Origin of the sequence: Mesorhizobium sp. M1050, from assembly GCF_040318715.1 — a bacterium.
Taxonomy (GTDB): Bacteria; Pseudomonadota; Alphaproteobacteria; order Rhizobiales; family Rhizobiaceae; genus Mesorhizobium.
Map to the genome: position 1 here is coordinate 131,603 of NZ_JAMYMV010000006.1, position 21,604 is coordinate 153,206.

Here is a 21,604-nt window from a genome sequence, read left to right on the forward strand (position 1 = left end):
CTTACCGATTCCTTTCCCGGTTCGAACATATTGCGTGGTTAACTTCGGGCTAAAGTGCCGCCGAACCTTCCAGTCCAGGATTTGGCAGCCTTGCGGCCGCACCCGGACCATGCCTCGCGAGCACCCTTGCTGGCCATGACACCGTTGGCAGCACCGCATGCTTAACCGTTGGTTCACCAATCTCGTTCATGTTCCGTTGATCAGTCTGCTTGCGTGGAGCGCCTCAATGGCCCAGCCGAGATCGTCAATCGTGATTGCCGCGCTTCTTGCCGCCACGACCTTCGTCGCGCCAGCCATGGCCGGCGCCGGCATCGAGGTCACGATGAACCAGGCCAAGATCGTCAAACTGTCGCGCCCCGCCGACACAATAGTGGTCGGCAACCCGGCAATCGCCGACGCTTCCGTGCAGGATGCCTCGACGATCGTGCTGACCGGCAAAGGCTTCGGCGTCACCAATCTGGTCGTGCTCGATGCGGATGGCAGCCCAATCGTCGACGAGCAGGTTACCGTCATGCGGCAGGCTGCCTCGTCCGTGCGTATCTATAGGCGCGCCGAAATCCAGACAATGTCCTGCACGCCCTATTGCGAAAGCTCTTACAAGAGCGATGCGGAGAAGTCCTCCGAAGCTGAAATGAGTGTCAGCCACTAGGATGGTGCAGCTGAATGCCGTTCAGGTTATCGCCTGGTTAAGAAGCCAACGCCGACTTTAACGATCATCCAAACCGGAACTCAATCGGTTTGCGCTAATGCTCCCTCCGAGACCGCATAGAGACCGGCAGGATCAGACATGAGCATGGAATTCGGCTCCGCAGGCGAACACAAGGCGAGACGCCCAAGTTTTTTCGGCCGTTTTCTGCGCGACCGGCGCGGCGCCACGGCAATCGAATTCGCAATCCTTTCGGTCCCGTTCGCGCTGCTTGTCTTTGCCATTCTGGAAAGCTGCATCTCGTTCGCCAGCCAGGAAGTGATGGCCAACATCACCGATGATGTCGCGCGCCAATTGCGCACTGGCCAGTTGAAGGCGGCCGACGTCTCCAAAGACAGTTTGACGACCACGATCTGCACAAAACTGGAGATCATGGTCTCGCAGGATTGTCCCAATCAGCTGCAAGTGGATCTTCGCCAATATACGACGTTCGCCGACGCGGCCGCGGCCGGCTTCAAGATCCAGGGCGGCCAAATCATCCTGACGAACGGCACCGCCGAGCCGCCCTTTGCTGTTACGTGGGGGGCGGCGGGGTCGCGGAACATGCTTCGGGTCTTTTACAAATGGCCTATTATGACCGACCTGTTGGCGCAGTCGATGGGCGGCAACAAGACGCTGCATTTCGCATCGGTAACCTGGCAGAACGAGCCGTTCGACAACTGAGTTCGAGGCGGATGCACGAGCAGCAAGAAGAAAAAAGGCAATGGGCATGATGCGTGCGGGGGCACATCTTGGGATTACGGGAATTTGGCGGAAAGCAAGTCGATTCTGGTCCGATCGCCGCGGCATCGCGGCAGTCGAATTCGCCTTGATCATGCCCATTCTGCTGATCATGTATTTCCTGACAATGGAGGCGTCACAGGCCATCGAGACCAGCAAGAAGGTCAGTCGTATCGGCAGCATGGTGGCTGATCTCGTCACCCAGCAGACAAGCGTCCTCAAAGCCGACATCGACGGCATCATGAAGATCGGCTCCGTAACCCTTCAACCCTACAACCGCTCGAACCCGAGCATCACCATAACGGCAATACAGGTCTCGGCCGACGGGACGAGGGCATTGGTGGTATGGTCGCGCAAGTTGGTCGCAGGCGTCGCCGGCCCCGGCGCCGCCGCGACCACGGAGACCACGGTTCCAGCACCGCTCATGGTCGCCAACACCTTCCTCATCCGCGCCGAAAGCAATCTTGGCTACATCCCGGTCATCGCCTGGACGGCGAGCGACCAGCAGAAGCTCGGATTGACCTCGGCTTTCAGCAACATAACGATGGGCGAAACCTATTATCTGCGTCCCCGCAGAAGCGTGGCGGTTACTTGCAGCGACTGTTGAACCATGACGGCCAGGCAGTTTGCAGAACCGCTCCGGCTCTTAATCCACCGCGATTGCAGGTGAGAAGCCGTTACGCAGATTTTCCGTTTTGGAAATGCGCTAGTGCTGCTGACCTCTGCCCGAGACGAAGCGCACGATAGAAGCCGCCATCTCGTAGTCCTTTGGGGCAACGGCAGCGAAGCCACCGGAATGTTTCGGTTCCAGGAGGTGGTAAATGTCCGGAGTCGTCGACTTGAGGTTGGTGAGGAACACGGTGAGCCGTCGCTTGGCTTCAGGGTCGAGATCGCTACGCACCGCGTGGGGACCATATCTCAGCAGGCCAGACGTCCATACGACCCGAAGTTCCGCCGCTGAAAGGCCTGCCGCTTCGAGCCTGGCCTGCGTGCCCGATGCTTCCGGCTGACCGTCCGCCGCAGCCGTCACCCAGCCGAACAGACCATCGGCCGTGCCATCAATCAGCATCGTTTCGGCCGCTGCAGCCGAGTCGGCGCGGACCAGAAACGGTGCATCTTCCGCCAGCTTGTGGCCTTCCGCCGCCAACGCCACCAGTGGCAAAAGAGAACCGCCGACGCTGTCAGAAGGCGCAATGGCGATGCGATGGCTCTCCATCGCCGCCAGATTGGGCAGCTTGCCGTCCCGGGTCAGCAGAACGGAGCGGATACCGGTCGCGCCGTTGGAATCGACCGCAGCCACAAGTGGCTCGATACATAAGCAGCGCTGCGAGGCCGTCGCATAGGCGGTCGCCGAATAGATCGCGTATTCGATGCGGGCATTGGCCTGCGCCTCGATCAGCGCGGCATAGTCGCGGGCAACGACAAACTCGACCTTCATACCCAGGGCCTTGGTGTAGGCGTCGGTCAACACAGCCAGCCCGGGAACGGTATTGCCGGCGCCTGGCTCGGCAACAATGCCGATGCGAAACGTGCCGATATCGTCGCGCCAGTCGGCATGCGCCGGATTGGACCAGAACGTGGCCTGAACCAGCATGAGGGCGGCAGACACCTTCAGCGCAACGCTCATGACAAAACCGCCGTCTGTTTTTCTAGACCCATGCCCATGCTCGTCTCATCGTTGATGACATGCATTCTTTGTATGTGCATGTCGTTTGTATGTGCATGTCGTTGCCCAACCGCTGCGCAGCTTTGGGCGACATCAGTGGACCATCACGCCTGGCCGTTGCCGTTTGGTTTCCGAATTGCCAATGAAGTCGCGGAACCCTATGTCTGGTCATTCAAACTGGCAACAACTCGATGGCGCGCGCTTTCCTCTTCGTTCTGGACTCCGTCGGCATCGGTGGCGCCCCCGACGCCGATCGATACGGCGATGCCGGCGCCAACACATTCGCGCACATCACCGAGGCCTGCGCAGAAGGCCGCGCGGATCGCGAAGGGCTTCGCAGTGGACCGCTGTTTGTCCCCCACATGGCCTCGCTCGGGCTTGGCAAGGCTGCCGAAACCGCGACGGGACTGGGCTTTGCCAGTAGCGGGACAGATCTGCTTACCACTGCCTTCCACGGCGCCGCGCAGGAGGTTTCAAGCGGCAAGGACACACCGTCGGGCCATTGGGAAATCGCCGGCCTGCCGGTGCGCTTCGACTGGGGCTATTTCCCGGATACGGTTCCCGCCTTTCCGGCCGAGCTGACCGAGGCGATGATCCGCGAAGGCAAGGTGCCGGGCATTCTCGGCAATTGTCATGCGCCGGGCACCCAGATCATCGAGCGGCTCGGCGAGGAGCACATCCGTACCGGCATGCCGATCTGCTATACGTCTGTCGACTCGGTGCTGCAGATCGCCGCGCATGAAGTCCATTTCGGCCTCGAGCGGCTTTATGAATTCTGCAAGGTGGTGCGCAGGCTGGTCGACCCGCTGAGGATCGGACGGGTTATCGCGCGGCCTTTCGTCGGCGAAACCGCCGCCACTTTCGAGCGAACCTACAACCGCCATGACTACGCCGTGCCACCGCCGGAGCCGACCCTGCTCGACCGGCTGACGGCGCGTGGTAGCCGTGTCATCGCCATCGGCAAGATCGGCGACATCTTCGCCCATCGCGGGATTTCGCAGGAGCGCAAGGCGGCGGGCAATATGGCGATGTTCAACGAGGCGCTGGGCGCGATGGATGATGCCGGCAACGGTGATCTCGTCTTCGCCAATTTCGTCGACTTCGACACCGAATTCGGCCATCGCCGCGATGTTGCAGGCTATGCTGCCGCGCTCGAAGCGTTCGACCGGCGACTGCCGGAAGCATTTGCAAGGCTGCGGCAGGGCGATCTTCTCATCCTGACGGCCGATCACGGCAACGATCCGACCTGGCGCGGTACCGATCATACGCGCGAGCGCATTCCGGTGATCGGCACCGGACCGGGTTTCAAGGGCGGCGACATCGGGCTGAGAACGACATTCGCCGACATCGGTGAAACGGTGGCCGAGCATCTTGGGCTGGCGCACGGCCGTTACGGCACTTCCTTCTATACGGCGATTGGCGGCCATGCCTGAATTGCCGGAGGTCGAAACCGTCCGGCGTGGACTGCAGCCGGTCCTGGAAGGCGCCACCATTGCCCGTGTCGAGGCGCGCCGACCGGATTTGCGCTTTCCATTTCCCGAGAAGTTCTCGCAGCGGCTGACCGGCAAGACGATCACGGCCCTCGGCCGCCGGGCCAAATATCTGACGATGGACCTGGAAGGCGGTCCGGTGCTGATCTGCCATCTCGGCATGTCGGGCTCATTCCGCATCGAGACGACGGACGGCAGCGACATGCCTGGCATCTTCCAGCATGACCGCTCGAAGAGTTCCAATCACGACCACGTCGTCTTCCATGTCGTATCTCCGGCGGGCGTCCGATCCCGCGTGATCTTCAACGACCCACGCCGCTTCGGTTTCATGTTGTTTGCGGAAGGATCGCCGGACGTTCACCCGATGCTGGCCGGGCTCGGCGTTGAGCCAACGGGCAACACATTGGACGGCGTACTGCTTGCCTCGTTGATGAAAGGGCGGCGATCACCACTGAAGGCAGCGCTTCTCGACCAGCGACTGATCGCCGGGCTCGGCAACATCTATGTCTCCGAGGCGCTGTGGCGCGGCGGCCTATCGCCGCTGCGCGAGGCGGGCACGATCGCCAAACCGGGAAAGAAAGGCCATGCTCAAAGCGAACAACTCGCCCAGGCAATTCGCTCGGTGATATCAGATGCGATCGCTGCGGGTGGGTCCTCACTGCGTGACTATATGCAGACCGATGGGTCACTGGGCTATTTCCAGCATTCCTTCGCGGTCTACGATCGCGAAGGAGAGGCCTGTTCGAAGCCCGGTTGCAGCGGCCACATCGAACGGATCGTGCAGAGCGGCCGATCGACGTTCTATTGCCGGACATGTCAGCGGTGAGTTAGACGAGCGCGAGCAAGGAGAAGCAGCCATGACCTATGAAGCGATCATCACCGAAACGCATGGCAAGGTCGGACTGATCAGGCTGAACCGGCCGCAGGCGCTCAATGCGTTGAATTCGCAGATCCTGACCGAAGTGGTCGCAGCCGTGAACGGCTTCAGTGCCGATGCCGGTATCGGCGCCATGGTCATCACCGGTTCCGAAAAGGCTTTCGCCGCCGGCGCCGACATCAAGGAGATGCAGTCTATCTCTTATGCGGACGCCTACGCCCAAGACTTCTTCGTCGGCTGGGAGGAACTTACGCGGGCGCGAAAGCCTGTTATCGCGGCGGTCGCCGGCTATGCACTCGGTGGCGGCTGCGAGTTGGCGATGATGTGCGATTTCATCATTGCCGCCGACACGGCAAAGTTCGGCCAGCCCGAAATCACGCTCGGCGTCATCCCAGGCATGGGTGGATCGCAGCGGCTGACCCGCTTCGTCGGCAAGGCAAAGGCGATGGACATGTGCCTGACGGGACGGATGATGGATGCCGCCGAGGCGGAGCGTTCGGGCCTCGTGTCGCGGGTCGTGCCCGCCGCCGATCTTGTCGATGAGGCGCTGAAGGCGGCCGCCAAGATCGCCAGTTTCTCGCTGCCATCGGTGATGATGGCAAAGGAGGCTGTCAACCGCTCCTTCGAGACGACGCTTGCCGAGGGCTTGCGGTTCGAGCGCCGACTGTTTCACTCGCTGTTCGCACTGGACGATCAGAAGGAAGGCATGGCGGCTTTCGCCGAGAAGCGGAAGCCGAATTTCACCAACCGCTGATGCCAATCCTTTGGCTGGGAAGAAGTTGGCTGTTGGCCGCCAAAAAGAAGGCCGGGCAGCGTTGACGCGCCGGAAAAGCTGAACTATAAGCCGCACCAACCGAGGCGGCCCCGTGGCTGCCCGTTTGTTTTTTGCGCCCTGCGGCATCCCGCATGCGCCTACCAGATCAGAAGAGAGGCATCATGGCCAATACATCCTCGGCCAAAAAGGCAACGCGCAAGATCGTACGCCGCGCAGCGATCAACAAGAACCGCCGCTCGCGCGTGCGTACCTATATCCGCCAGGTCGAAGAGGCGCTTGCCTCCGGTGACAAGGCCGCCGCGCAGGCTGCGTTCAAGATCGCGGAGCCGGAATTGATGCGCGCCGCAACCAAGGGCGTGATCCACAAGAACACGGCGTCCCGCAAGGTGTCGCGACTGGCTCAACGGGTCAAAGTCCTGTCAGCCTAACATTACTTGCCTAGACTGATGTTCTTCGAACCCGGCCGTTTGTGCCGGGTTTTTTCGTTTGCCGGCAAGCACTTAAAAAGAATGTCCGAAAACGACGTTCTATGCGGATTTGTCCATTGGGAATACTTTGCCGGCGTATGCATGCCTGCACTTGGTCAGCATGCTTGAAATGGGCCGACTTAAAGATTCTTAGCTACCAGAAATAGTCTTTAATTTTCAGACATTTACCGGCGGTGATCCACAGCTTGTCCACATCGAGCCGGAGCGATGGGGGACAAGTGGCTGTCAAGTGAATTATTTCAGAATATTTCTCTCAGCGCGCGGTTTTTCATATTCGCCGGAAAAGGGTTTGAATCACAATGGCTTTGTTAAAATGTGCCGTTGCGGTACGCCGCTCGAACTCGCCTCCAGTAACCAGATTCCTTAAAAATCCGTTAGACGTGGCCTTGCCCTATCCACAGCGATTTCGGTAATGTCGATCCATCGAAAGGGACGGGCTCTGGGCCTTAAACCCAGCCTGAATCGGCCAGCTTAAATTGGCGGGATTTGCAACGCGGATCAAGTCCGCGGACCGATTTGGCTTGTCTTTTTTCGATACGGTAGGGGACTGGCGTAACTAGACATGGCAGGTAGACGGCGGCCGGCGCTCTTTTCGCCGGACGGTGTTGTGTTGCCCTGACATACCCAACGCGGACTGGCTTCCATGGGCCGGCACCGGTTCCCGCTGATAGTGGGCGACGTTCATCTGCCGGCGGCGGCAGCGGACATCGTAGCGAAGACGCAGTCGCCGGAACCGGATGCAGGAGGCGCATCCCCGGTGGAAAACAGGTACGGAAGGACAAGGAAAAGATCATGCAGAGCGGCATCGAAAGGGAGCTTGCGGGCGACCTCCCATTTCCTGGAACTTTGATCGGAGCAAGCGACATGGCGGTCCCCAATGACGCGGAACAGAAATTCGACCGGGTGAAAGCCCAGTTGAAGGCGCGTCTGGGAACCGAAGTTTATTCTAGCTGGTTTGGCCGCATGAAGGTCGCGGAAGCTTCCAAGGGCATTGTCCGCATCTCGGTGCCCACGGCATTCCTGCGATCATGGATCAACGGACATTACCTCGACCTCATCTCAGAGCTGTGGAAGCAGGAGGATCCGGGTCTCCTCAAGATCGACATCGTCGTGCGCACGGCGACCCGCCAGGGCCGTAGCCAGGCCGAGGCGGAGGTGGTGCCGGCACGCAAGATGACCCGCCAGACGCAGACTGCGCTCGCCGCCGGCACCGTCAGCCCCGGCCGGACAGAGCGTGCACCGGTCCCGCGTCCGGGCACACCGGTCGAGAGCGAATTCCGGCACAATGTGCTGGGGTCACCGCTTGATCCTCGCTACACATTCAGCTCCTTCATCGAGGGACCGTCGAACCGGGTGGCCTTCGCCGCCGCCAAGGCAGTGGCGGAATCGCAATCGAGCGCGGTGCGTTTCAACCCGCTTTTCCTTCACGCAACCGTCGGTCTCGGCAAGACACATCTGCTGCAGGCTATCGCGGCGGAATCGCTGAAGCAGAATCCAAAGTCGCGCGTCGTCTATCTCACGGCCGAGTATTTCATGTGGCGCTTTGCCACCGCAATCCGCGACAACAACGCGCTGACGCTCAAGGAGCAGCTGCGCGACATCGACCTGCTCATCATCGATGACATGCAATTCCTGCAGGGCAAGTCCATCCAGCATGAGTTCTGCCACCTGATCAACATGTTGCTCGACAGCGCCAAGCAGGTCGTCGTTGCCGCCGACCGGCCGCCGTCGGAACTGGAATCGCTTGAACCGCGGGTCCGCTCGCGCCTCAATGGCGGCGTCGCGCTTGAAATGTCGGCGCCCGATTTCTCCATGCGCCTTGGCATGCTCAAATTGCGCCTTGCCACCGCCAGGGTCGATGACGGGTCGCTGAATATTTCGGAAGAGATCCTCAATCACGTTGCCCGTACCGTGACCGGCAGCGGACGTGAACTGGAAGGCGCCTTCAACCAGCTGCTGTTTCGTCAATCCTTCGAGCCGCAGATCACCATCGACCGCATCGACGAAATCCTCGGCCACATCTATCGCACCGGTGAACCGAAGCGGGTCCGCATCGAGGACATCCAGCGCATCGTCGCGCGCCACTATAATGTGTCGAAGACCGAATTGCTGTCCAACCGGCGCACGCGCACCATCGTCAAGCCGCGGCAGGTCGCCATGTACCTGTCGAAGGTGATGACGCCGCGCTCGCTGCCCGAGATCGGACGGCGTTTCGGCGGCCGCGATCACACCACGGTGCTGCATGCCGTGCGCAAGATCGAGGACCTTTCTGGCAACGACAACACGCTGGCGCAGGAACTCGAGTTGTTGAGGCGGTTGATCAACGATCAGGCCTGACCGGACTGGGGCGAACCGGAACAACGCCGGAATTCAATGGCTTGCCAGTGCGGCTCGGGCCCGGAACGGGCTCGTGGCGGCGCATGGAATCGACCCGGATTTCGGTTTTGCGACACCGGCGCGCGGACTTGGCACGCTTTATCCCCAGAAAGCCCGCGTAGCCGGCCCGAACCGGTCGCGCGGGCTTGCGTTCGCTGATTTTTTCCTGTCAGTCTACGCAGATTCTGAGCCTGTTCAGACCTTTCGCGGGGTGCCGCTTACTGGTGACCCCGTCATTCATTCAAGCGAGCTTGTTTCGTCATGCGTGTTATCCTGGAACGGTCAAATCTCCTGAAGTCGCTCAACCACGTCCACCGTGTGGTCGAACGGCGCAACACTATACCGATCCTGTCCAACGTGCTGCTCAGCGCCGAAGGCGCCAGCCTTGAAATGAAGGCGACCGACCTCGACCTCGAGGTGACGGAAGCGACGCCCGCCAAAGTGGAGCGCGGCGGGGCGACGACGGTTCCGGCACATCTGCTCTACGACATCGTGCGCAAGCTCGCCGATGGCGCCGAGGTGATGCTTAAGACGGACGAGGACGGCAATGCCATGACGGTGACGTCAGGCCGATCGAGCTTCCGCCTTCAGTGCCTGCCACAATCCGACTTCCCGGAGCTTTCGGCCGGATCGTTCTCGCATATCTTCCGTCTCGAGTCGGTTGGCTTGAAAGGCCTGATCGAGAAGACCCAGTTCGCCATCTCCACCGAAGAGACACGCTATTACCTGAACGGCATCTACCTGCACACGCATGAGGTCGGCGGCAAGCTGAAGCTTCGTTCCGTGGCGACCGACGGCCACCGCCTGGCGCGCGCCGAGATCGACGCGCCGGCGGGTTCCGAGGGCATGCCGGGCATCATCATTCCACGCAAGACGGTGAGCGAGCTGCAGAAGCTGGTGGACGATCCGGATGTCGCGGTGACCACTGAACTGTCGGACACCAAGATCCGCTTCACCATCGGCAGCGTAATTTTGACCTCGAAGCTGATAGACGGCACCTTCCCCGATTATCAGCGGGTCATTCCGACCGGCAACGACAAGAAGCTGATCATCGACCGCCAGAGTTTTGCCGCCGCGGTCGATCGCGTGTCGACCATCTCTTCCGAGCGCGGCCGCGCGGTGAAGCTTTCGATCAGCGAGGGTCAGGTGACGCTTGCGGTCAACAATCCGGATTCAGGCAGCGCCACCGAGGAACTGGCCGCAGACTATTCGTCCGATCCGATCGAAATCGGCTTCAATGCCAAGTATCTGCTCGACGTTGCCGCGCAACTGACCGGCACGGAGGCCAAGTTCATGCTGGCCGACGCCGGTTCGCCGACGCTGATCCACGACATGGCCGACGAAACTGCACTCTATGTGCTGATGCCGATGCGAGTGTAGCCTCGGCCGAGTCATCAGCCCGGCTCTGCAGCCGGGACCGGCTACGAGAATGATGGTTGCGGCGACTTCCAGAGCAGTCCCAGGAAAGGTGTGAAACGGCTTTCCGTCCGGAATTGCGTCGAAACAAAGAGATAGAGCGGTTCGGCGTTTCCGTGAAACGATGAACGCTCTACAGGCGGATAGCGGTTGCCGGCACAGACCCACATAAGTAAGCTTACACTTACTAACTTTCGCAATTACGCGACGCTGACGATCGATCTGGCGCCGGGCGCCGTGGTTTTTTCCGGCGACAACGGTGCCGGCAAGACCAATCTCCTCGAAGCGATCTCCCTCCTGACACCGGGGCGTGGCTTGCGCCGCGCCCCTTACGCTGACGTCGCTCGCGAGGGCGGCGACGGCGGTTTTGCCCTGCATGCACGGCTCGACGGGCCTGACGGCCAGGTCGAGATCGGAACAGGCATTTCCGGTGGCGACAACCCCGGCGAAGGCGGCAGGCGGGTGCGCATCAACGGAGCTTCGGCGCGTTCGGCCGAGGACATGCTGGAATGGCTGCGCGTGGTGTGGCTGACGCCGGCGATGGACGCGTTGTTCACCGGGCCGGCCGCGGATCGCCGGCGCTTTCTCGACCGGCTGGTGCTGGCGATCGACCCCGGCCACGGGCAACGTGCGATCGACTACGAGAAAGCGATGCGCAGTCGTAACCGTCTGCTTACAGATGGGTCTCGAGACGACCGCTGGTTCGACGCGATCGAGACGCAGATGGCAGAAACCGGGGTGGCGATCGCCGCGGCGCGGGCCGAGATGGTGCGGCTGCTCGCCGCGATGATCGACAGGTTGCCTGACACGGGGCCGTTTCCGCAGGCCGATATCGGCCTTTCAGGAGACCTGGAGGCCGCGGTTTCCAGCACACCGGCAGTCGATGTCGAGGAGAGCTTCCGCCGGACGCTTGCAGACGGCCGCGACCGCGACTGTGCCGCCGGGCGCACGCTCGAAGGGCCACACCGTTCCGATCTGGTGGTGCGGCACCGTCCCAAGGCGATGCCGGCCGAGCTCTGTTCGACAGGCGAGCAAAAGGCGCTGCTGGTCGGCATCGTGCTGTCACATGCCCGGTTGACTGGCGAAATGTCGGGCATGACACCTATCATGCTGCTCGACGAGATCGCCGCGCATCTCGATGGCGGGCGGCGCGCGGCGCTATTTTCCATCCTTGAAGAATTGAACTGCCAGGTGTTCATGACCGGAACCGATGCTGCGCTTTTTTCCAGTCTCAAGGGGCGTGCGCAATTCCTGACTGTCGACCACGGCACAGTTGGGCCAACGATCTAACTCTGTCCCAAAAACCGCTCCACACTTTTGGGCGACATGCATGAGATTATGCATGTCGTTGTCCCAAAACCGCTCTACACTTTTGGGCGACATGCATTAGCCCCTGACAGGATTTTGCAGCCGCTATATGATCCGGCGATGACCCCTGCCGCCCTGACCGCCGACGAGATCGAACGCTATGCCCGCCACATCGTGCTGCCCGAGATCGGCGGCGTTGGCCAGCAGAGGCTGAAACAGGCGCGAGTGCTGGTCATCGGCGCCGGCGGGCTGGGCGCGCCGGTGCTTGAATATCTTGCCGCAGCCGGCGTCGGCACGCTCGGCGTGGTCGATGACGACACCATTTCGCTCTCCAACCTGCAGCGCCAGGTCATTCACGGCACGGACAGTGTCGGCATGCTGAAAACCGACAGCGCCAAGGCGGCAATCGCCCGCATCAATCCCAACACCAGCGTCGAAACGCACACATTCCGGCTGACTGCGGACAATGCCCCTGCCCTCGTCGCCGGCTATGACATCGTCGTCGACGGTTCCGACAATTTCGAAACCCGCTACGCGGTGGCCGATGCCTGCGCGAGCGCTGGGAAACCGTTGGTTCATGCCGCCGTCGGGCGCTTCGATGGCTCGGTGACGGTGTTGAAGCCATTCGAGGACGGCAAGGACGGCAAGCCCAATCCGGGCTACCGCGACCTGTTTCCCGAAGCGCCACCGCCTGGGCTGGTGCCGTCCTGTGCCGAAGCCGGCGTGCTTGGTGCGCTGACCGGTGTCGTCGGCACACTGCAGGCAATGGAGGCGATCAAGCTGATCACCGGCGTCGGCGAGCCGCTGGTCGGCAGGCTGCTGCTCTATGATGGGCTGGCGGCGCGTTTCGACACGATCCGCTACAAGAGAAACTGATCCCGTGGAACAGACTGAAGCTGTCTCCATCACACAGATTTCGGCCGATTTCGACCGTTGGGACGATGTGCTCGCACTGATCATGCGCGCCTTCGCCTCGATGGACGGCGTGATCGACCCACCCTCCTCTGCCCGCCTGCTGACCACCGATACTCTACGGGACAAGGCGCGGCGGGAGACCGGCTTCGTGGCACTCAAGGACGGCAGGAGCGTCGGCTGTATCTTTGCCCTTGAAAAGGTGGCGGAACTCTATGTCGGCAAACTCGCTGTCGCGCCGGACTGCCAGGGACAAGGTATTGGGCGGCGGTTGATGCAGGCGGTCGAAGATCTTGCCCTAAGCCGCGGCAAGGCGGCACTCGAGCTTCAGACGCGGATCGAACTGACCGCAAACCATGCAGCCTTTGCCCGACTCGGCTTTCACGAAACCGAGCGGACGGCGCATGAGGGCTCTTCAAGCCGACCTCGATCACCATGCGCAAGGTGCTTGTGTAAGCCTGGTCTTTCATTCTGCGTTTCGATTGCGTCAGGTTCTGAGCGGCAGCACGCGGTCCGGCGGGCGGTGGCCATCGACGAAAGCGCGTATGTTGATGATGACCTTTTCGCCCATATCGATGCGGCCTTCGAGCGTCGCCGAGCCCATGTGCGGCAACAACACGACCTTGTGCTTGGCGGCGAGCTTCAGCAGCTTGCTGTTCAAAGCCGGTTCGTGCTCATAGACATCGAGGCCGGCTCCGGCAATCTTACCGTCCTGGATGAGCCTGACCAACGCTTCCTCGTCGATGATGTCGCCGCGCGCGGTGTTGACGATATAGGCCGTGGGCTGCATCAGAGCCAGCCGCCGCGCCGAAAGCAGATGGAAGGTCGCCGGCGTCGAAGGGCAATTGACCGAAATGATATCCATGCGGGCCAGCATCTGGTCGAGGCTTTCCCAATAGGTCGCCTCCAGCCCGTCTTCGACGTCAGGCAGCACGCGATGGCGGTTATGGTAGTGGATCGAGAGGCCGAACGCCTTGGCCCGCCTGGCAACCGCCGTGCCAATGCGCCCCATGCCGACGATGCCCAGCCGTTTGCCCCAAATGCGTCGGCCAAGCATCCAGGTCGGCGACCAGCCGGCCCATTTCTTGTCGCCGGTGAGCACGTTGGCGCCTTCCGCCAGCCGCCGCGGCAACGCCAGCATCAGCGCCATAGTCATGTCGGCGGTGTCCTCGGTCAGCACATTGGGCGTGTTGGTGACGGTGATGCCCCTCTTGGCCGCGGCCTCGACATCGATCTTGTCGACGCCATTGCCGAAATTGGCGATCAGCTTGAGGTTGTCGCCGGCCTGGGCGATCAGCGCCGCGTCGATCTGGTCGGTCACCGTCGGCACCAGCACGTCGGCCTCCTTGACCGCGGCAACCAGTTCAGGCTGCGTCATCGGCCTGTCCTCGACATTCAGCCGGGCGTCGAACAGTTCGCGCATGCGGGTCTCGACCGGATCGGGCAGCTTTCGCGTGATGACGACGAGAGGCTTCTTTTTGCCTGCCATTGTTTCCTCGTACCCCGATCTCGTTGAGACCTCTTTAACCAAGACCGGCGAAACTGAAAGCCGGTCGCGGTGCCGATTACCCCATGTAACAAGCGGTGCCGCCGAAGACAAAGAAAAAGGGGCGCCGATGCCGCCAGGCAAGCGCCGAAAGGAATGAAAGTGTCTGGTTTCGCGTCGTTTCGCCTGACCCTCAGCGGAGCACTTCTCGGCGCTTTGCTTTATTCTCCGCTTGCCGCGGCGCAGAGTGCAGCAGCACCTGCCCAGAGCGTCGTCACGGTCGGGCCGAGCGGTTTGCCGCTGCCGCGATTCGTCAGCCTGAAATCCGGCCGCGTCAACTCGCGCGTCGGCCCCGGCGCCAACTATTCGGTCGACTGGATGTATATGAAGGCTGGCCTGCCGATGGAGATCATCCAGGAATTCGACACATGGCGCCGCGTGCGCGATGCCGATGGTTCGGAAGGCTGGATCAATCAGTCGCTGCTTTCCGGCCGGCGCACGGCAATCGTCGCACCGTGGCAGCGCGGCAAGGGCGCTCAGATCAACCTTCTCAACAGCCCCGACAAGGACGCTCGGGTGGTCGCGATGGTAGAGCCTGGCGTCATGGGCACGATCAAATCCTGCGACGGCCAGTGGTGCGAAATGACGTTCGATGGCCACACCGGCTGGCTTGCCCAGTCGATTGTGTGGGGCGCTTACCCCGGCGAGCGAGTCAAGAACTGACCACCCCATCGAGAGGACGCGGGATCAGATATATATAGGCCCGGCAAATCACGGTGACGGCAACGCGGCCGTGTCAGGAGCGTAATCCTGCTGGCTGGCAAACCCGGCAATCCATGCGACCGGTTCAGTATCACGCAGTCTGGTCGCCTGTATCAGACCGTGGTCGTTTGGCGCCCGATGCGGCCGAGATGGGTGTCCTGAAAGCTGGTCGACAGCTTGAGGCCGTAGCCCAGCGCACGGTCGATGGCGATGTGAGCGATCCAGATCAATGCGACCGCCATCACGGTCGCATTGCCGGACAGGTGCCCGGCCAGCAGCAGGAATACCGGTACGATCAGGATGTGCAGGGCGTTATAGGCAAGGGCACCGACGCGCGGCCCCGCCAGATAGCCCAACATCGATAAGTCCGGCGCCAGGATAAGCACCCCGAAGAGCCACCACGACATGCCAGTCGAGGCGTAGAAAACGACGGCAGCTGCCGCAACGATGGCCCATTCGAGCCGGATTGCCAGATCAAGCGATTTCAATCTCCCGCCGATCCTTCGCGGCGCTTGGGGCGCAGCCTCACCACGATGTCAACATTGGCGATCTCCATCCCCGCCGGTGGCTCCGGCAGGTTGGCGACCGTCACCGGACCGCTGTCGATATCGAATATGCGGTTTTCGCCTTCGATATAGAAATGGTGATGGTCGGAGGTGTTGGTGTCGAAATAGGTCTTCGCGCCCTCGACAGCGAGGATACGCAACAGTCCCGACTGGGTGAACTGATGAAGGGCGTTGTAGACAGTGGCCAGCGATACCGGCACGCCGGCGGCGACCGCTTCCTCGTGCAGTTCCTCGGCCGACAAATGACGATCGCCCTTGGCGAAAAGCAGGTCGGCCAGCGCAATGCGCTGACGCGTCGGCCTCAGCCCGGCTTCACGGACCCGCTTGTCCACAGCCACATTTCCCTTCCGGCCGTCCAGGTCCATCTTCTCGTCGAACCTCACAGTTCCGCCCCAAGACACGTCCAGAATGGCAAAATAATGAACTTCTGCCGATACCGGACCTTTTCAGGACATATATTCTGTCGTCCGAATGCGATCAATAGCGCGCATTGACCCAGGCAAACGAGCAGGTTAAGCGCAAACGCCGGTTTCCGGCCTGAAACAGATTGTGTTAGGAAGCCAACGACAGGGCACCCGATAGCCCGAACGGTATGGGGATGAGGTTGATGACGGGTAAATCCAGCTACGAGTATGACGAATTGCTGGCCTGCGCCCGCGGCGAGTTGTTCGGACCGGGCAATGCCCAGCTTCCCTATCCTCCCATGCTGATGTTCGATCGTATCACCGAGATCAGCGAGACGGGCGGCGCCTTCGAGAAGGGTTTCATCCGCGCGGAATTCGACATCAAGCCGGACCTGTGGTTCTTTGCCTGCCATTTCATCGGCAATCCGATCATGCCGGGGTGCCTCGGCCTCGATGCCATGTGGCAATTGACGGGCTTCTATCTTGGCTGGCTCGGCGAACCCGGCAAGGGAATGGCACTGTCGACCGGTGAAGTGAAATTCAAGGGCATGGTCACGCCCTCGGTGAAGAAGGTTGAGTACGGCATCGACTTCAAGCGCGTGATGCGTGGCCGGCTGGTGCTTGGCATCGCCGATGGCTGGCTAAAGGCGGATGGCGAGCCCATATACGCGGCAACGGATTTGAAGGTCGGTCTGTCGAAACAGCCGACGGTCGGCTGACCAGAATTCCTAGCCGGCCCTTGGCCAGCATCCCTGGAAGGAGTTGCGAATGAGACGTGTCGTTGTCACAGGCCTCGGCATCGTGTCGTCGATCGGCAACAATGCCAACGAGGTGCAAACCTCGCTGCATGATGCCAGATCCGGCATCAGTTTCTCCGATTCGTTCGCCGAGCATGGTTTCCGGTGCCAGGTCTGGGGTGCGCCGACGCTCGATCCATCCGCCATGATCGACCGCCGAGCGATGCGCTTCCTAAGCCAAGGTGCGGCCTGGAACCACGTTTCCATGGATCAGGCGATCGCGGATGCGGGCCTGGAAGAGAGCGACATCACCAACGAGCGCACCGGCATCGTCATGGGATCGGGCGGACCATCCACCCGCACCATCTTCGAGGCAGCCGAGACCACTCTGAAGAACGGCAGTCCCAAGCGTATCGGTCCGTTCGCGGTGCCGAAGGCAATGTCGTCGACCGCATCGGCAACGCTTGCCACCTGGTTCAAGATCCACGGCGTCAACTATTCGATCTCTTCGGCCTGTTCGACCTCGGCGCATTGCATCGGCAATGGCTACGAACTGATCCAGTGGGGCAAACAGGACATAGTCTTTGCCGGCGGCCACGAGGATCTCGACTGGACGATGTCGGACCTGTTCGACGCCATGGGCGCCATGTCGTCGAAGTTTAACGACAAGGCATCGACCGCTTCGCGCGCCTATGACGCCAATCGCGACGGGTTCGTCATCGCCGGCGGCGCGGGCGTGCTGGTGCTGGAAGAGCTTGAGCACGCCAAGGCGCGGGGCGCTAAGATCTACGCCGAGATCGTCGGCTACGGCGCGACCTCGGACGGCTATGACATGGTTGCCCCTTCAGGCGAGGGTGCGGTTCGCTGCATGCGCCAGGCGCTGGCCACGGTTTCCACGCCGGTCGACTACATCAACACCCATGGCACTTCGACGCCGGTGGGTGACTCCAAGGAAATGGGCGCGATCCGCGAGGTGTTCGGCGAGAAGATGCCCTACATCACCTCGACAAAATCGCTGACCGGCCATTCGCTCGGCGGAGCCGGCGTGCAGGAATCCATCTATTCGATCCTGATGATGCAGGGCGGTTTCATCGGCGAAAGCGCCCATATCGAGACGCTCGACCCCGAATTCGAGGGCATGCCGATCGTGCGAAAGCGCATCGACGACGCCAGGATCGACACCGTCTTGTCAAATTCGTTCGGCTTCGGTGGCACCAACGCAACGCTCGTTTTCCAGCGCTATTCCGCATAAGGATTTGCCGGCCATGGACGGATTGATGAAGGGCAAGCGCGGGCTTGTCATGGGTGTCGCCAACGATCATTCGATCGCCTGGGGCATCGCCCGGAAATTGTCCGAACATGGAGCGGAACTCGCCTTCACTTATCAGGGCGATGCCTTCGGGCGCCGGGTCAAGCCGCTGGCGGACAAGCTCGGTGCCTCGCTGGTGGTGCCGTGCGACGTCGAGGACAGCGCTTCGGTCGCCGCCACGTTCGAGACCCTGGGCAAGGAATGGGGCGGGCTGGATTTCGTCGTCCACGCCATCGGCTTTTCCGACAAGAACGAGTTGAAAGGCCTCTACGCCGACACCAGCCGGGATAATTTCGTCCGCACCATGGTGATCTCCTGCTACTCCTTCACCGAGGTCGCCCGCCATGCCGCCGCCCTGATGCAGGACGGTGGATCGATGATCACGCTGACCTATGCGGGGTCGGTCCGCGTCATGCCGAACTACAATGTCATGGGCGTCGCCAAGGCAGGACTGGAGGCCAGTGTGCGCTATCTTGCCAACGATTACGGTCCACGCGGCATCAGGGTCAATGGCATATCGGCTGGACCCGTGCGCACGCTTGCCGGCGCCGGCATTTCCGACGCCCGCCACATGTTCTCCTATCAGCAGCGCAACTCGCCGCTGCGCCGCACGGTGACCATCGACGAGGTCGGCGGCTCCGCGCTTTATCTGTTGTCGGGTCTGTCGTCCGGCGTCACGGGCGAAATCCACTATGTCGATTCCGGCTATCACATCGTTTCCATGCCGACGCTGGACGAATTGAAGCAGACCGACGGCGGACGAGACTAATGCACGTCGCCGAAGCGTGCGCAGCGGTCTTGGGACAACGACATTTATGAAACAAAGGCTTAAGATGCGCCGGCGGAATCCGTTTCAACGCGACGCGCTTTAACCCTCTAAAGAAATACTTTCGGTCGAATAAAATTAGATGCATTGGCGGAAACTCATTTTAAGGAGATATCCGCTAGAAAGCCCCGTACTCTGGGGATCTTTCAATGTCGGCCGTCAGCAACCCGAAGCGAACACCGGTGTTCCGATTGCTCACCATAGCGAGCTCGGGTCTCGGCAGTTTCGTCCTCGGACTCTGGGGCCTGAAGCTCGGTCTCGGCGAAGGCTTTGCCGGCATCTCCGCGGACATGATGGTCGCGATGATGGCCGCGCTTTGCGCACTGGCGGCGTCGGCAGCCGCGATGTCCTTCTTCGCCGGCGTGGATGAATCGGCGGATTTCGTCTTCACGGAAACCCATTTCGACAAACTGACGGGCCTTTTGGCGCGTCCGGCAATGGTCGGCAAGATTGCCGAGGCGGCGTGCGCGACAAGCCGGACCGGCGAGCCGATGTTCCTCATCGACATCGACATAGACCGCTTCAAGCAGATCAACGACGCCATCGGCTACAGCCAGGGCGATGAGTTGATCCGCGCCTTCACCAAGCGATTGAAGAGCTGCGTCCCGCAGCGGGCGCTGATCGGACGCATTGGCGCCGGTGAATTCGCGGTTCTACTCCCCGACAATCAGGTGTCCGGGTCGCTGGAAAGCACCATCGAGAGGCTCATCGACGAGATGATGGAGCCCTATGAACTCAGCACTCACCTGCAATCGGTCAGCCTGTCGGTGGGCATTGTGGCGATGCCCAAGGACGGCGTAGATCCCGTCCTCATCCTGCGCCGCTCCAATCTGGCGCTGCAGAATGCCCGCGCCAGCGGCGTCGGCAACTGGTCTGTCTTCCATGCCGAAATGGGCAGGGTCGCCGATCATCGCCAGTGGATCGAATCCGAGCTGAATACAGCCTTCGAGCGCGGTGACTTCGATCTTCACTACCAGCCGCAGCTCGACCTACCGACCGGCCGCATCGTCGGCTATGAAGCCCTGATCCGCTGGCGGCACCCCGAACGCGGCATGATCCCGCCGATGGAGTTCATCCCGATCGCCGAGGAAACCGGCATGATCGGCCCGATCGGCGAATGGGTGCTGCGCAAGGCTTGCAGCGACGCCCGGCATCTGCCCGACGACTGCTTCGTCGCCGTCAACATCTCGCCCGTGCAGTTCATGACCAAGGACTTCGTCGGCACCGTGCGCGACACCATGACGAGCACCGGCATCAAACCGTCGCGGCTGGAACTGGAAGTGACCGAGACGGCGATGATGCAGGATCGCGACCGCGCCGCCGCCATCCTGAAGCAGCTTGCGGACATGGGCATCTCGGTCGCCGTCGACGATTTCGGCACCGGCTATTCCAATTTGAGCTACCTGATCGACTTCTCATTCGGCAAGCTGAAGATTGACCGGTCCTTCGTCAGCCGCCTCGATACGGATTCCAGCTCAGGCGCGGTCGTCTCGACGATCGTCGGCCTTTCGCGCGCGCTCGGCGTCGGCATCATTGCCGAAGGCGTCGAGACCGAAAGCCAGGCGACGCTGCTGCGGGCGGCCGGCTGCGAGGTGGTGCAGGGCTATCTGTTTGGCAGGCCGGCGCCACTCAAGATCAGAATTGGCGACGCGCATGTCACCGACGAGGTCCGACGCGTCGCCAATCTGCATTGAATGCTACGCATTGTATCAACGGCGCGCGGCAAGCACCTTGAACATGCCGTCGCGGGCGAGCTCGACATGGCTCGAAAAGGCGGCCGACAGGATCGGCTCATAAGGAAGCTGGCGGTTGGCGACCATGAACAACCGCCCACCCGGCTTCAAGGCCTTGGCTGCAGCGCGGATCATGCCGGCACCGATCTCGGGCTCGGCCGCCCGACTGCGATGAAAGGGCGGGTTCATGGCGATCCCGTCGTAGCGCTTCTCTACCGGTTCCTTCAACAGATCGACCCAGAAGAAGTTCCTGGCGACCGACTGGCTAACCCCTGCCAGATTGAGCTTCGCGGCTTCGAGCGCATCGAATTCGGCCTCGTAGAGATCAAGCTCCGACAGGCCCTGTGAGCGGGCGGCGATCTCGGCCGCCACATAGCCCCAGCCGGCACAGAAATCGGCAACGTTGCCACGCAGATCATTGGGCAAGTTCTCAACCAGCAATCTCGAGCCGGTATCGATCCGGTCGAAGGAAAACATGCCGGGCGCGGTATGGAACCGGCCTTCAACCAGCAAGGCGGGGTTGGCGGCGCGCAATTCTTCCGCAGCAGCCAGATCGACAGGACGGCGTAACCAGAAGGCGATGCCGTGATATTTCGGCAGATGGTCCTCAAGCGGCACAAGTTCGTCAACGCGCTTGCGCAGGCTGGCTATGCCATCATCCTTGCCGCCGGCAACGATGACCAGCCCGCCCGGCGCCACGCGCTCAAGCGCCTGCGCGATACGCACTTCGTTCAGCCCGCGATGCCTGCCGGCCAGCACGAGTGCCATATCAAAACCGTCGCCTTCCGCTTGCGCGGTGACGATGACGCCGGAGGCCTGCAGCGCGCGAAAATGCGGCCGGAAGCCTTGCACGAGATGCAGCGTTGCCTAGAACCCTTGCGGCGTGCGAAAGCCCGGTTCAGCGCCGAGAAAGAGAACGCGCTCACCCTTCTGCGGCAAGGCGACAGCCTCGGCCTCGAACGGATGAAAAAGCGTCTTCAACGCCTCAGCAGACATTCCCGTGTCCCCTTCAAATGAAAACGGGCGCGACCTACCGGCGCGCCCGCT

General features: G+C 61.4%; 20 protein-coding genes and 2 pseudogenes. 17 read left to right on the forward strand and 5 right to left on the reverse strand.

Annotated features, from left to right (window positions below; genetic code table 11):
• The first annotated feature begins 226 nt into the window (after window positions 1-226).
• The 3 genes from NKH57_RS05700 (at window position 227) to NKH57_RS05710 (ending at window position 2,033) form a co-directional block, all read left to right on the forward strand.
• Window positions 227-649, forward strand: a complete 423-nt coding sequence (locus NKH57_RS05700) for a pilus assembly protein N-terminal domain-containing protein (protein ID WP_352601402.1) — start codon at window positions 227-229, stop codon at window positions 647-649.
• Window positions 650-787: 138 nt separating this feature from the next.
• A complete protein-coding gene (locus tag NKH57_RS05705; protein WP_352727020.1) occupies window positions 788-1,369 on the forward strand; it encodes a TadE/TadG family type IV pilus assembly protein in 582 nt (193 codons plus the stop codon).
• Between the two features lie 46 nt (window positions 1,370-1,415).
• Complete coding sequence (locus tag NKH57_RS05710; protein WP_352727141.1) at window positions 1,416-2,033, forward strand: TadE/TadG family type IV pilus assembly protein; 618 nt, start codon at window positions 1,416-1,418, stop codon at window positions 2,031-2,033.
• A 99-nt stretch (window positions 2,034-2,132) separates the two neighbouring features.
• Here the strand turns inward: NKH57_RS05710 and NKH57_RS05715 are convergent, their stop codons facing one another.
• Window positions 2,133-3,053 carry a phosphate/phosphite/phosphonate ABC transporter substrate-binding protein gene (locus tag NKH57_RS05715; protein ID WP_352942484.1) on the reverse strand — a complete coding sequence of 307 codons (921 nt, stop codon included), beginning with the start codon at window positions 3,051-3,053 and terminating at the stop codon, window positions 2,133-2,135.
• 230 nt (window positions 3,054-3,283) lie between these two features.
• On the opposite strand from NKH57_RS05715, the gene NKH57_RS05720 reads away from it, so the two are divergent.
• The 9 genes and pseudogenes from NKH57_RS05720 to NKH57_RS05760 all read left to right on the forward strand — a co-directional run bounded on the left by NKH57_RS05720 (window position 3,284) and on the right by NKH57_RS05760 (window position 13,190).
• Window positions 3,284-4,525, forward strand: a complete 1,242-nt coding sequence (locus NKH57_RS05720; protein ID WP_352942487.1) for a phosphopentomutase — start codon at window positions 3,284-3,286, stop codon at window positions 4,523-4,525.
• The gene (mutM, locus tag NKH57_RS05725) at window positions 4,518-5,408 is read left to right on the forward strand and encodes a bifunctional DNA-formamidopyrimidine glycosylase/DNA-(apurinic or apyrimidinic site) lyase (RefSeq protein ID WP_352942490.1); all 891 of its coding nucleotides are present in this window, start codon (window positions 4,518-4,520) and stop codon (window positions 5,406-5,408) included. Before NKH57_RS05720 ends, mutM begins: the two co-directional genes overlap by 8 nt.
• A gap of 31 nt (window positions 5,409-5,439) precedes the next feature.
• On the forward strand, window positions 5,440-6,213 hold the full coding sequence (locus NKH57_RS05730; protein WP_023758096.1) for an enoyl-CoA hydratase: 774 nt from the start codon (window positions 5,440-5,442) through the stop codon (window positions 6,211-6,213).
• 182 nt (window positions 6,214-6,395) lie between these two features.
• Window positions 6,396-6,662 carry a 30S ribosomal protein S20 gene (gene rpsT / locus NKH57_RS05735; protein ID WP_013533694.1) on the forward strand — a complete coding sequence of 89 codons (267 nt, stop codon included), beginning with the start codon at window positions 6,396-6,398 and terminating at the stop codon, window positions 6,660-6,662.
• A 924-nt stretch (window positions 6,663-7,586) separates the two neighbouring features.
• On the forward strand, window positions 7,587-9,059 hold the full coding sequence (gene dnaA, locus NKH57_RS05740) for a chromosomal replication initiator protein DnaA (RefSeq protein ID WP_352727025.1): 1,473 nt from the start codon (window positions 7,587-7,589) through the stop codon (window positions 9,057-9,059).
• Window positions 9,060-9,359: 300 nt separating this feature from the next.
• Window positions 9,360-10,478 (forward strand): DNA polymerase III subunit beta, encoded by a 1,119-nt coding sequence (gene dnaN / locus NKH57_RS05745; protein WP_023758098.1) that lies wholly within the window; start codon window positions 9,360-9,362, stop codon window positions 10,476-10,478.
• A 186-nt stretch (window positions 10,479-10,664) separates the two neighbouring features.
• Complete coding sequence (gene recF, locus NKH57_RS05750; protein ID WP_352830453.1) at window positions 10,665-11,804, forward strand: DNA replication/repair protein RecF; 1,140 nt, start codon at window positions 10,665-10,667, stop codon at window positions 11,802-11,804.
• A 138-nt stretch (window positions 11,805-11,942) separates the two neighbouring features.
• Window positions 11,943-12,698, forward strand: a complete 756-nt coding sequence (locus NKH57_RS05755) for a molybdopterin-synthase adenylyltransferase MoeB (RefSeq protein WP_352601421.1) — start codon at window positions 11,943-11,945, stop codon at window positions 12,696-12,698.
• Window positions 12,652-13,190 (forward strand): annotated as a pseudogene (locus NKH57_RS05760) (GNAT family N-acetyltransferase). Before NKH57_RS05755 ends, NKH57_RS05760 begins: the two are co-directional and overlap by 47 nt.
• 31 nt (window positions 13,191-13,221) lie before the next feature.
• On the opposite strand, the gene NKH57_RS05765 reads toward NKH57_RS05760, so the two are convergent.
• Window positions 13,222-14,223 (reverse strand): 2-hydroxyacid dehydrogenase, encoded by a 1,002-nt coding sequence (locus tag NKH57_RS05765; protein ID WP_023758102.1) that lies wholly within the window; start codon window positions 14,221-14,223, stop codon window positions 13,222-13,224.
• A gap of 159 nt (window positions 14,224-14,382) precedes the next feature.
• On the opposite strand from NKH57_RS05765, the gene NKH57_RS05770 reads away from it, so the two are divergent.
• On the forward strand, window positions 14,383-14,943 hold the full coding sequence (locus NKH57_RS05770; protein ID WP_023758103.1) for an SH3 domain-containing protein: 561 nt from the start codon (window positions 14,383-14,385) through the stop codon (window positions 14,941-14,943).
• Window positions 14,944-15,095: 152 nt separating this feature from the next.
• On the opposite strand, the gene NKH57_RS05775 is transcribed toward NKH57_RS05770, so the two are convergent.
• Together NKH57_RS05775 and irrA are read right to left on the reverse strand one after the other, a co-directional pair.
• Entirely contained in the window at window positions 15,096-15,470 is a 375-nt protein-coding gene (locus NKH57_RS05775) for a DUF4260 domain-containing protein (protein ID WP_352942497.1), read from the reverse strand.
• Window positions 15,467-15,913, reverse strand: a complete 447-nt coding sequence (gene irrA, locus NKH57_RS05780; protein WP_352942551.1) for an iron response transcriptional regulator IrrA — start codon at window positions 15,911-15,913, stop codon at window positions 15,467-15,469. The genes NKH57_RS05775 and irrA overlap by 4 nt, the downstream gene beginning before the upstream one ends.
• 242 nt (window positions 15,914-16,155) lie before the next feature.
• Here irrA and fabA point away from each other — a divergent pair, with 242 nt between their 5' ends.
• The 4 genes from fabA to NKH57_RS05800 all read left to right on the forward strand — a co-directional run bounded on the left by fabA (window position 16,156) and on the right by NKH57_RS05800 (window position 20,518).
• Window positions 16,156-16,671, forward strand: a complete 516-nt coding sequence (gene fabA, locus NKH57_RS05785; protein ID WP_023758106.1) for a 3-hydroxyacyl-[acyl-carrier-protein] dehydratase FabA — start codon at window positions 16,156-16,158, stop codon at window positions 16,669-16,671.
• 49 nt (window positions 16,672-16,720) lie between these two features.
• A complete protein-coding gene (gene fabB / locus NKH57_RS05790; protein WP_352601429.1) occupies window positions 16,721-17,941 on the forward strand; it encodes a beta-ketoacyl-ACP synthase I in 1,221 nt (406 codons plus the stop codon).
• A gap of 13 nt (window positions 17,942-17,954) precedes the next feature.
• A complete protein-coding gene (fabI, locus tag NKH57_RS05795) occupies window positions 17,955-18,767 on the forward strand; it encodes an enoyl-ACP reductase FabI (RefSeq protein WP_023758108.1) in 813 nt (270 codons plus the stop codon).
• 206 nt (window positions 18,768-18,973) lie between these two features.
• Window positions 18,974-20,518: a putative bifunctional diguanylate cyclase/phosphodiesterase gene (locus NKH57_RS05800; RefSeq protein ID WP_352727033.1), complete on the forward strand. Its 1,545-nt coding sequence runs from the start codon at window positions 18,974-18,976 to the stop codon at window positions 20,516-20,518.
• A 15-nt stretch (window positions 20,519-20,533) separates the two neighbouring features.
• Here NKH57_RS05800 and NKH57_RS05805 read toward each other — a convergent pair.
• A pseudogene (locus tag NKH57_RS05805) lies at window positions 20,534-21,553 on the reverse strand (class I SAM-dependent methyltransferase).
• Window positions 21,554-21,604 lie beyond the last annotated feature (51 nt).

What these genes read in the sequence shown, in the direction of transcription:
- irrA (WP_352942551.1), bottom strand. Translation starts at nt 15,913, where the DNA reads ATGGACCTGGACGGCCGGAAGGGAAATGTGGCTGTGGACAAGCGGGTC.
- fabA (WP_023758106.1), top strand. Translation starts at nt 16,156, where the DNA reads ATGACGGGTAAATCCAGCTACGAGTATGACGAATTGCTGGCCTGCGCC.
- mutM (WP_352942490.1), top strand. Translation starts at nt 4,518, where the DNA reads ATGCCTGAATTGCCGGAGGTCGAAACCGTCCGGCGTGGACTGCAGCCG.
- rpsT (WP_013533694.1), top strand. Translation starts at nt 6,396, where the DNA reads ATGGCCAATACATCCTCGGCCAAAAAGGCAACGCGCAAGATCGTACGC.
- NKH57_RS05715 (WP_352942484.1), bottom strand. Translation starts at nt 3,053, where the DNA reads ATGAGCGTTGCGCTGAAGGTGTCTGCCGCCCTCATGCTGGTTCAGGCC.
- dnaA (WP_352727025.1), top strand. Translation starts at nt 7,587, where the DNA reads ATGGCGGTCCCCAATGACGCGGAACAGAAATTCGACCGGGTGAAAGCC.
- NKH57_RS05730 (WP_023758096.1), top strand. Translation starts at nt 5,440, where the DNA reads ATGACCTATGAAGCGATCATCACCGAAACGCATGGCAAGGTCGGACTG.
- fabB (WP_352601429.1), top strand. Translation starts at nt 16,721, where the DNA reads ATGAGACGTGTCGTTGTCACAGGCCTCGGCATCGTGTCGTCGATCGGC.
- dnaN (WP_023758098.1), top strand. Translation starts at nt 9,360, where the DNA reads ATGCGTGTTATCCTGGAACGGTCAAATCTCCTGAAGTCGCTCAACCAC.
- NKH57_RS05710 (WP_352727141.1), top strand. Translation starts at nt 1,416, where the DNA reads ATGATGCGTGCGGGGGCACATCTTGGGATTACGGGAATTTGGCGGAAA.
- fabI (WP_023758108.1), top strand. Translation starts at nt 17,955, where the DNA reads ATGGACGGATTGATGAAGGGCAAGCGCGGGCTTGTCATGGGTGTCGCC.
- NKH57_RS05765 (WP_023758102.1), bottom strand. Translation starts at nt 14,223, where the DNA reads ATGGCAGGCAAAAAGAAGCCTCTCGTCGTCATCACGCGAAAGCTGCCC.
- NKH57_RS05755 (WP_352601421.1), top strand. Translation starts at nt 11,943, where the DNA reads ATGACCCCTGCCGCCCTGACCGCCGACGAGATCGAACGCTATGCCCGC.
- NKH57_RS05700 (WP_352601402.1), top strand. Translation starts at nt 227, where the DNA reads ATGGCCCAGCCGAGATCGTCAATCGTGATTGCCGCGCTTCTTGCCGCC.
- NKH57_RS05800 (WP_352727033.1), top strand. Translation starts at nt 18,974, where the DNA reads ATGTCGGCCGTCAGCAACCCGAAGCGAACACCGGTGTTCCGATTGCTC.
- NKH57_RS05720 (WP_352942487.1), top strand. Translation starts at nt 3,284, where the DNA reads ATGGCGCGCGCTTTCCTCTTCGTTCTGGACTCCGTCGGCATCGGTGGC.
- NKH57_RS05705 (WP_352727020.1), top strand. Translation starts at nt 788, where the DNA reads ATGAGCATGGAATTCGGCTCCGCAGGCGAACACAAGGCGAGACGCCCA.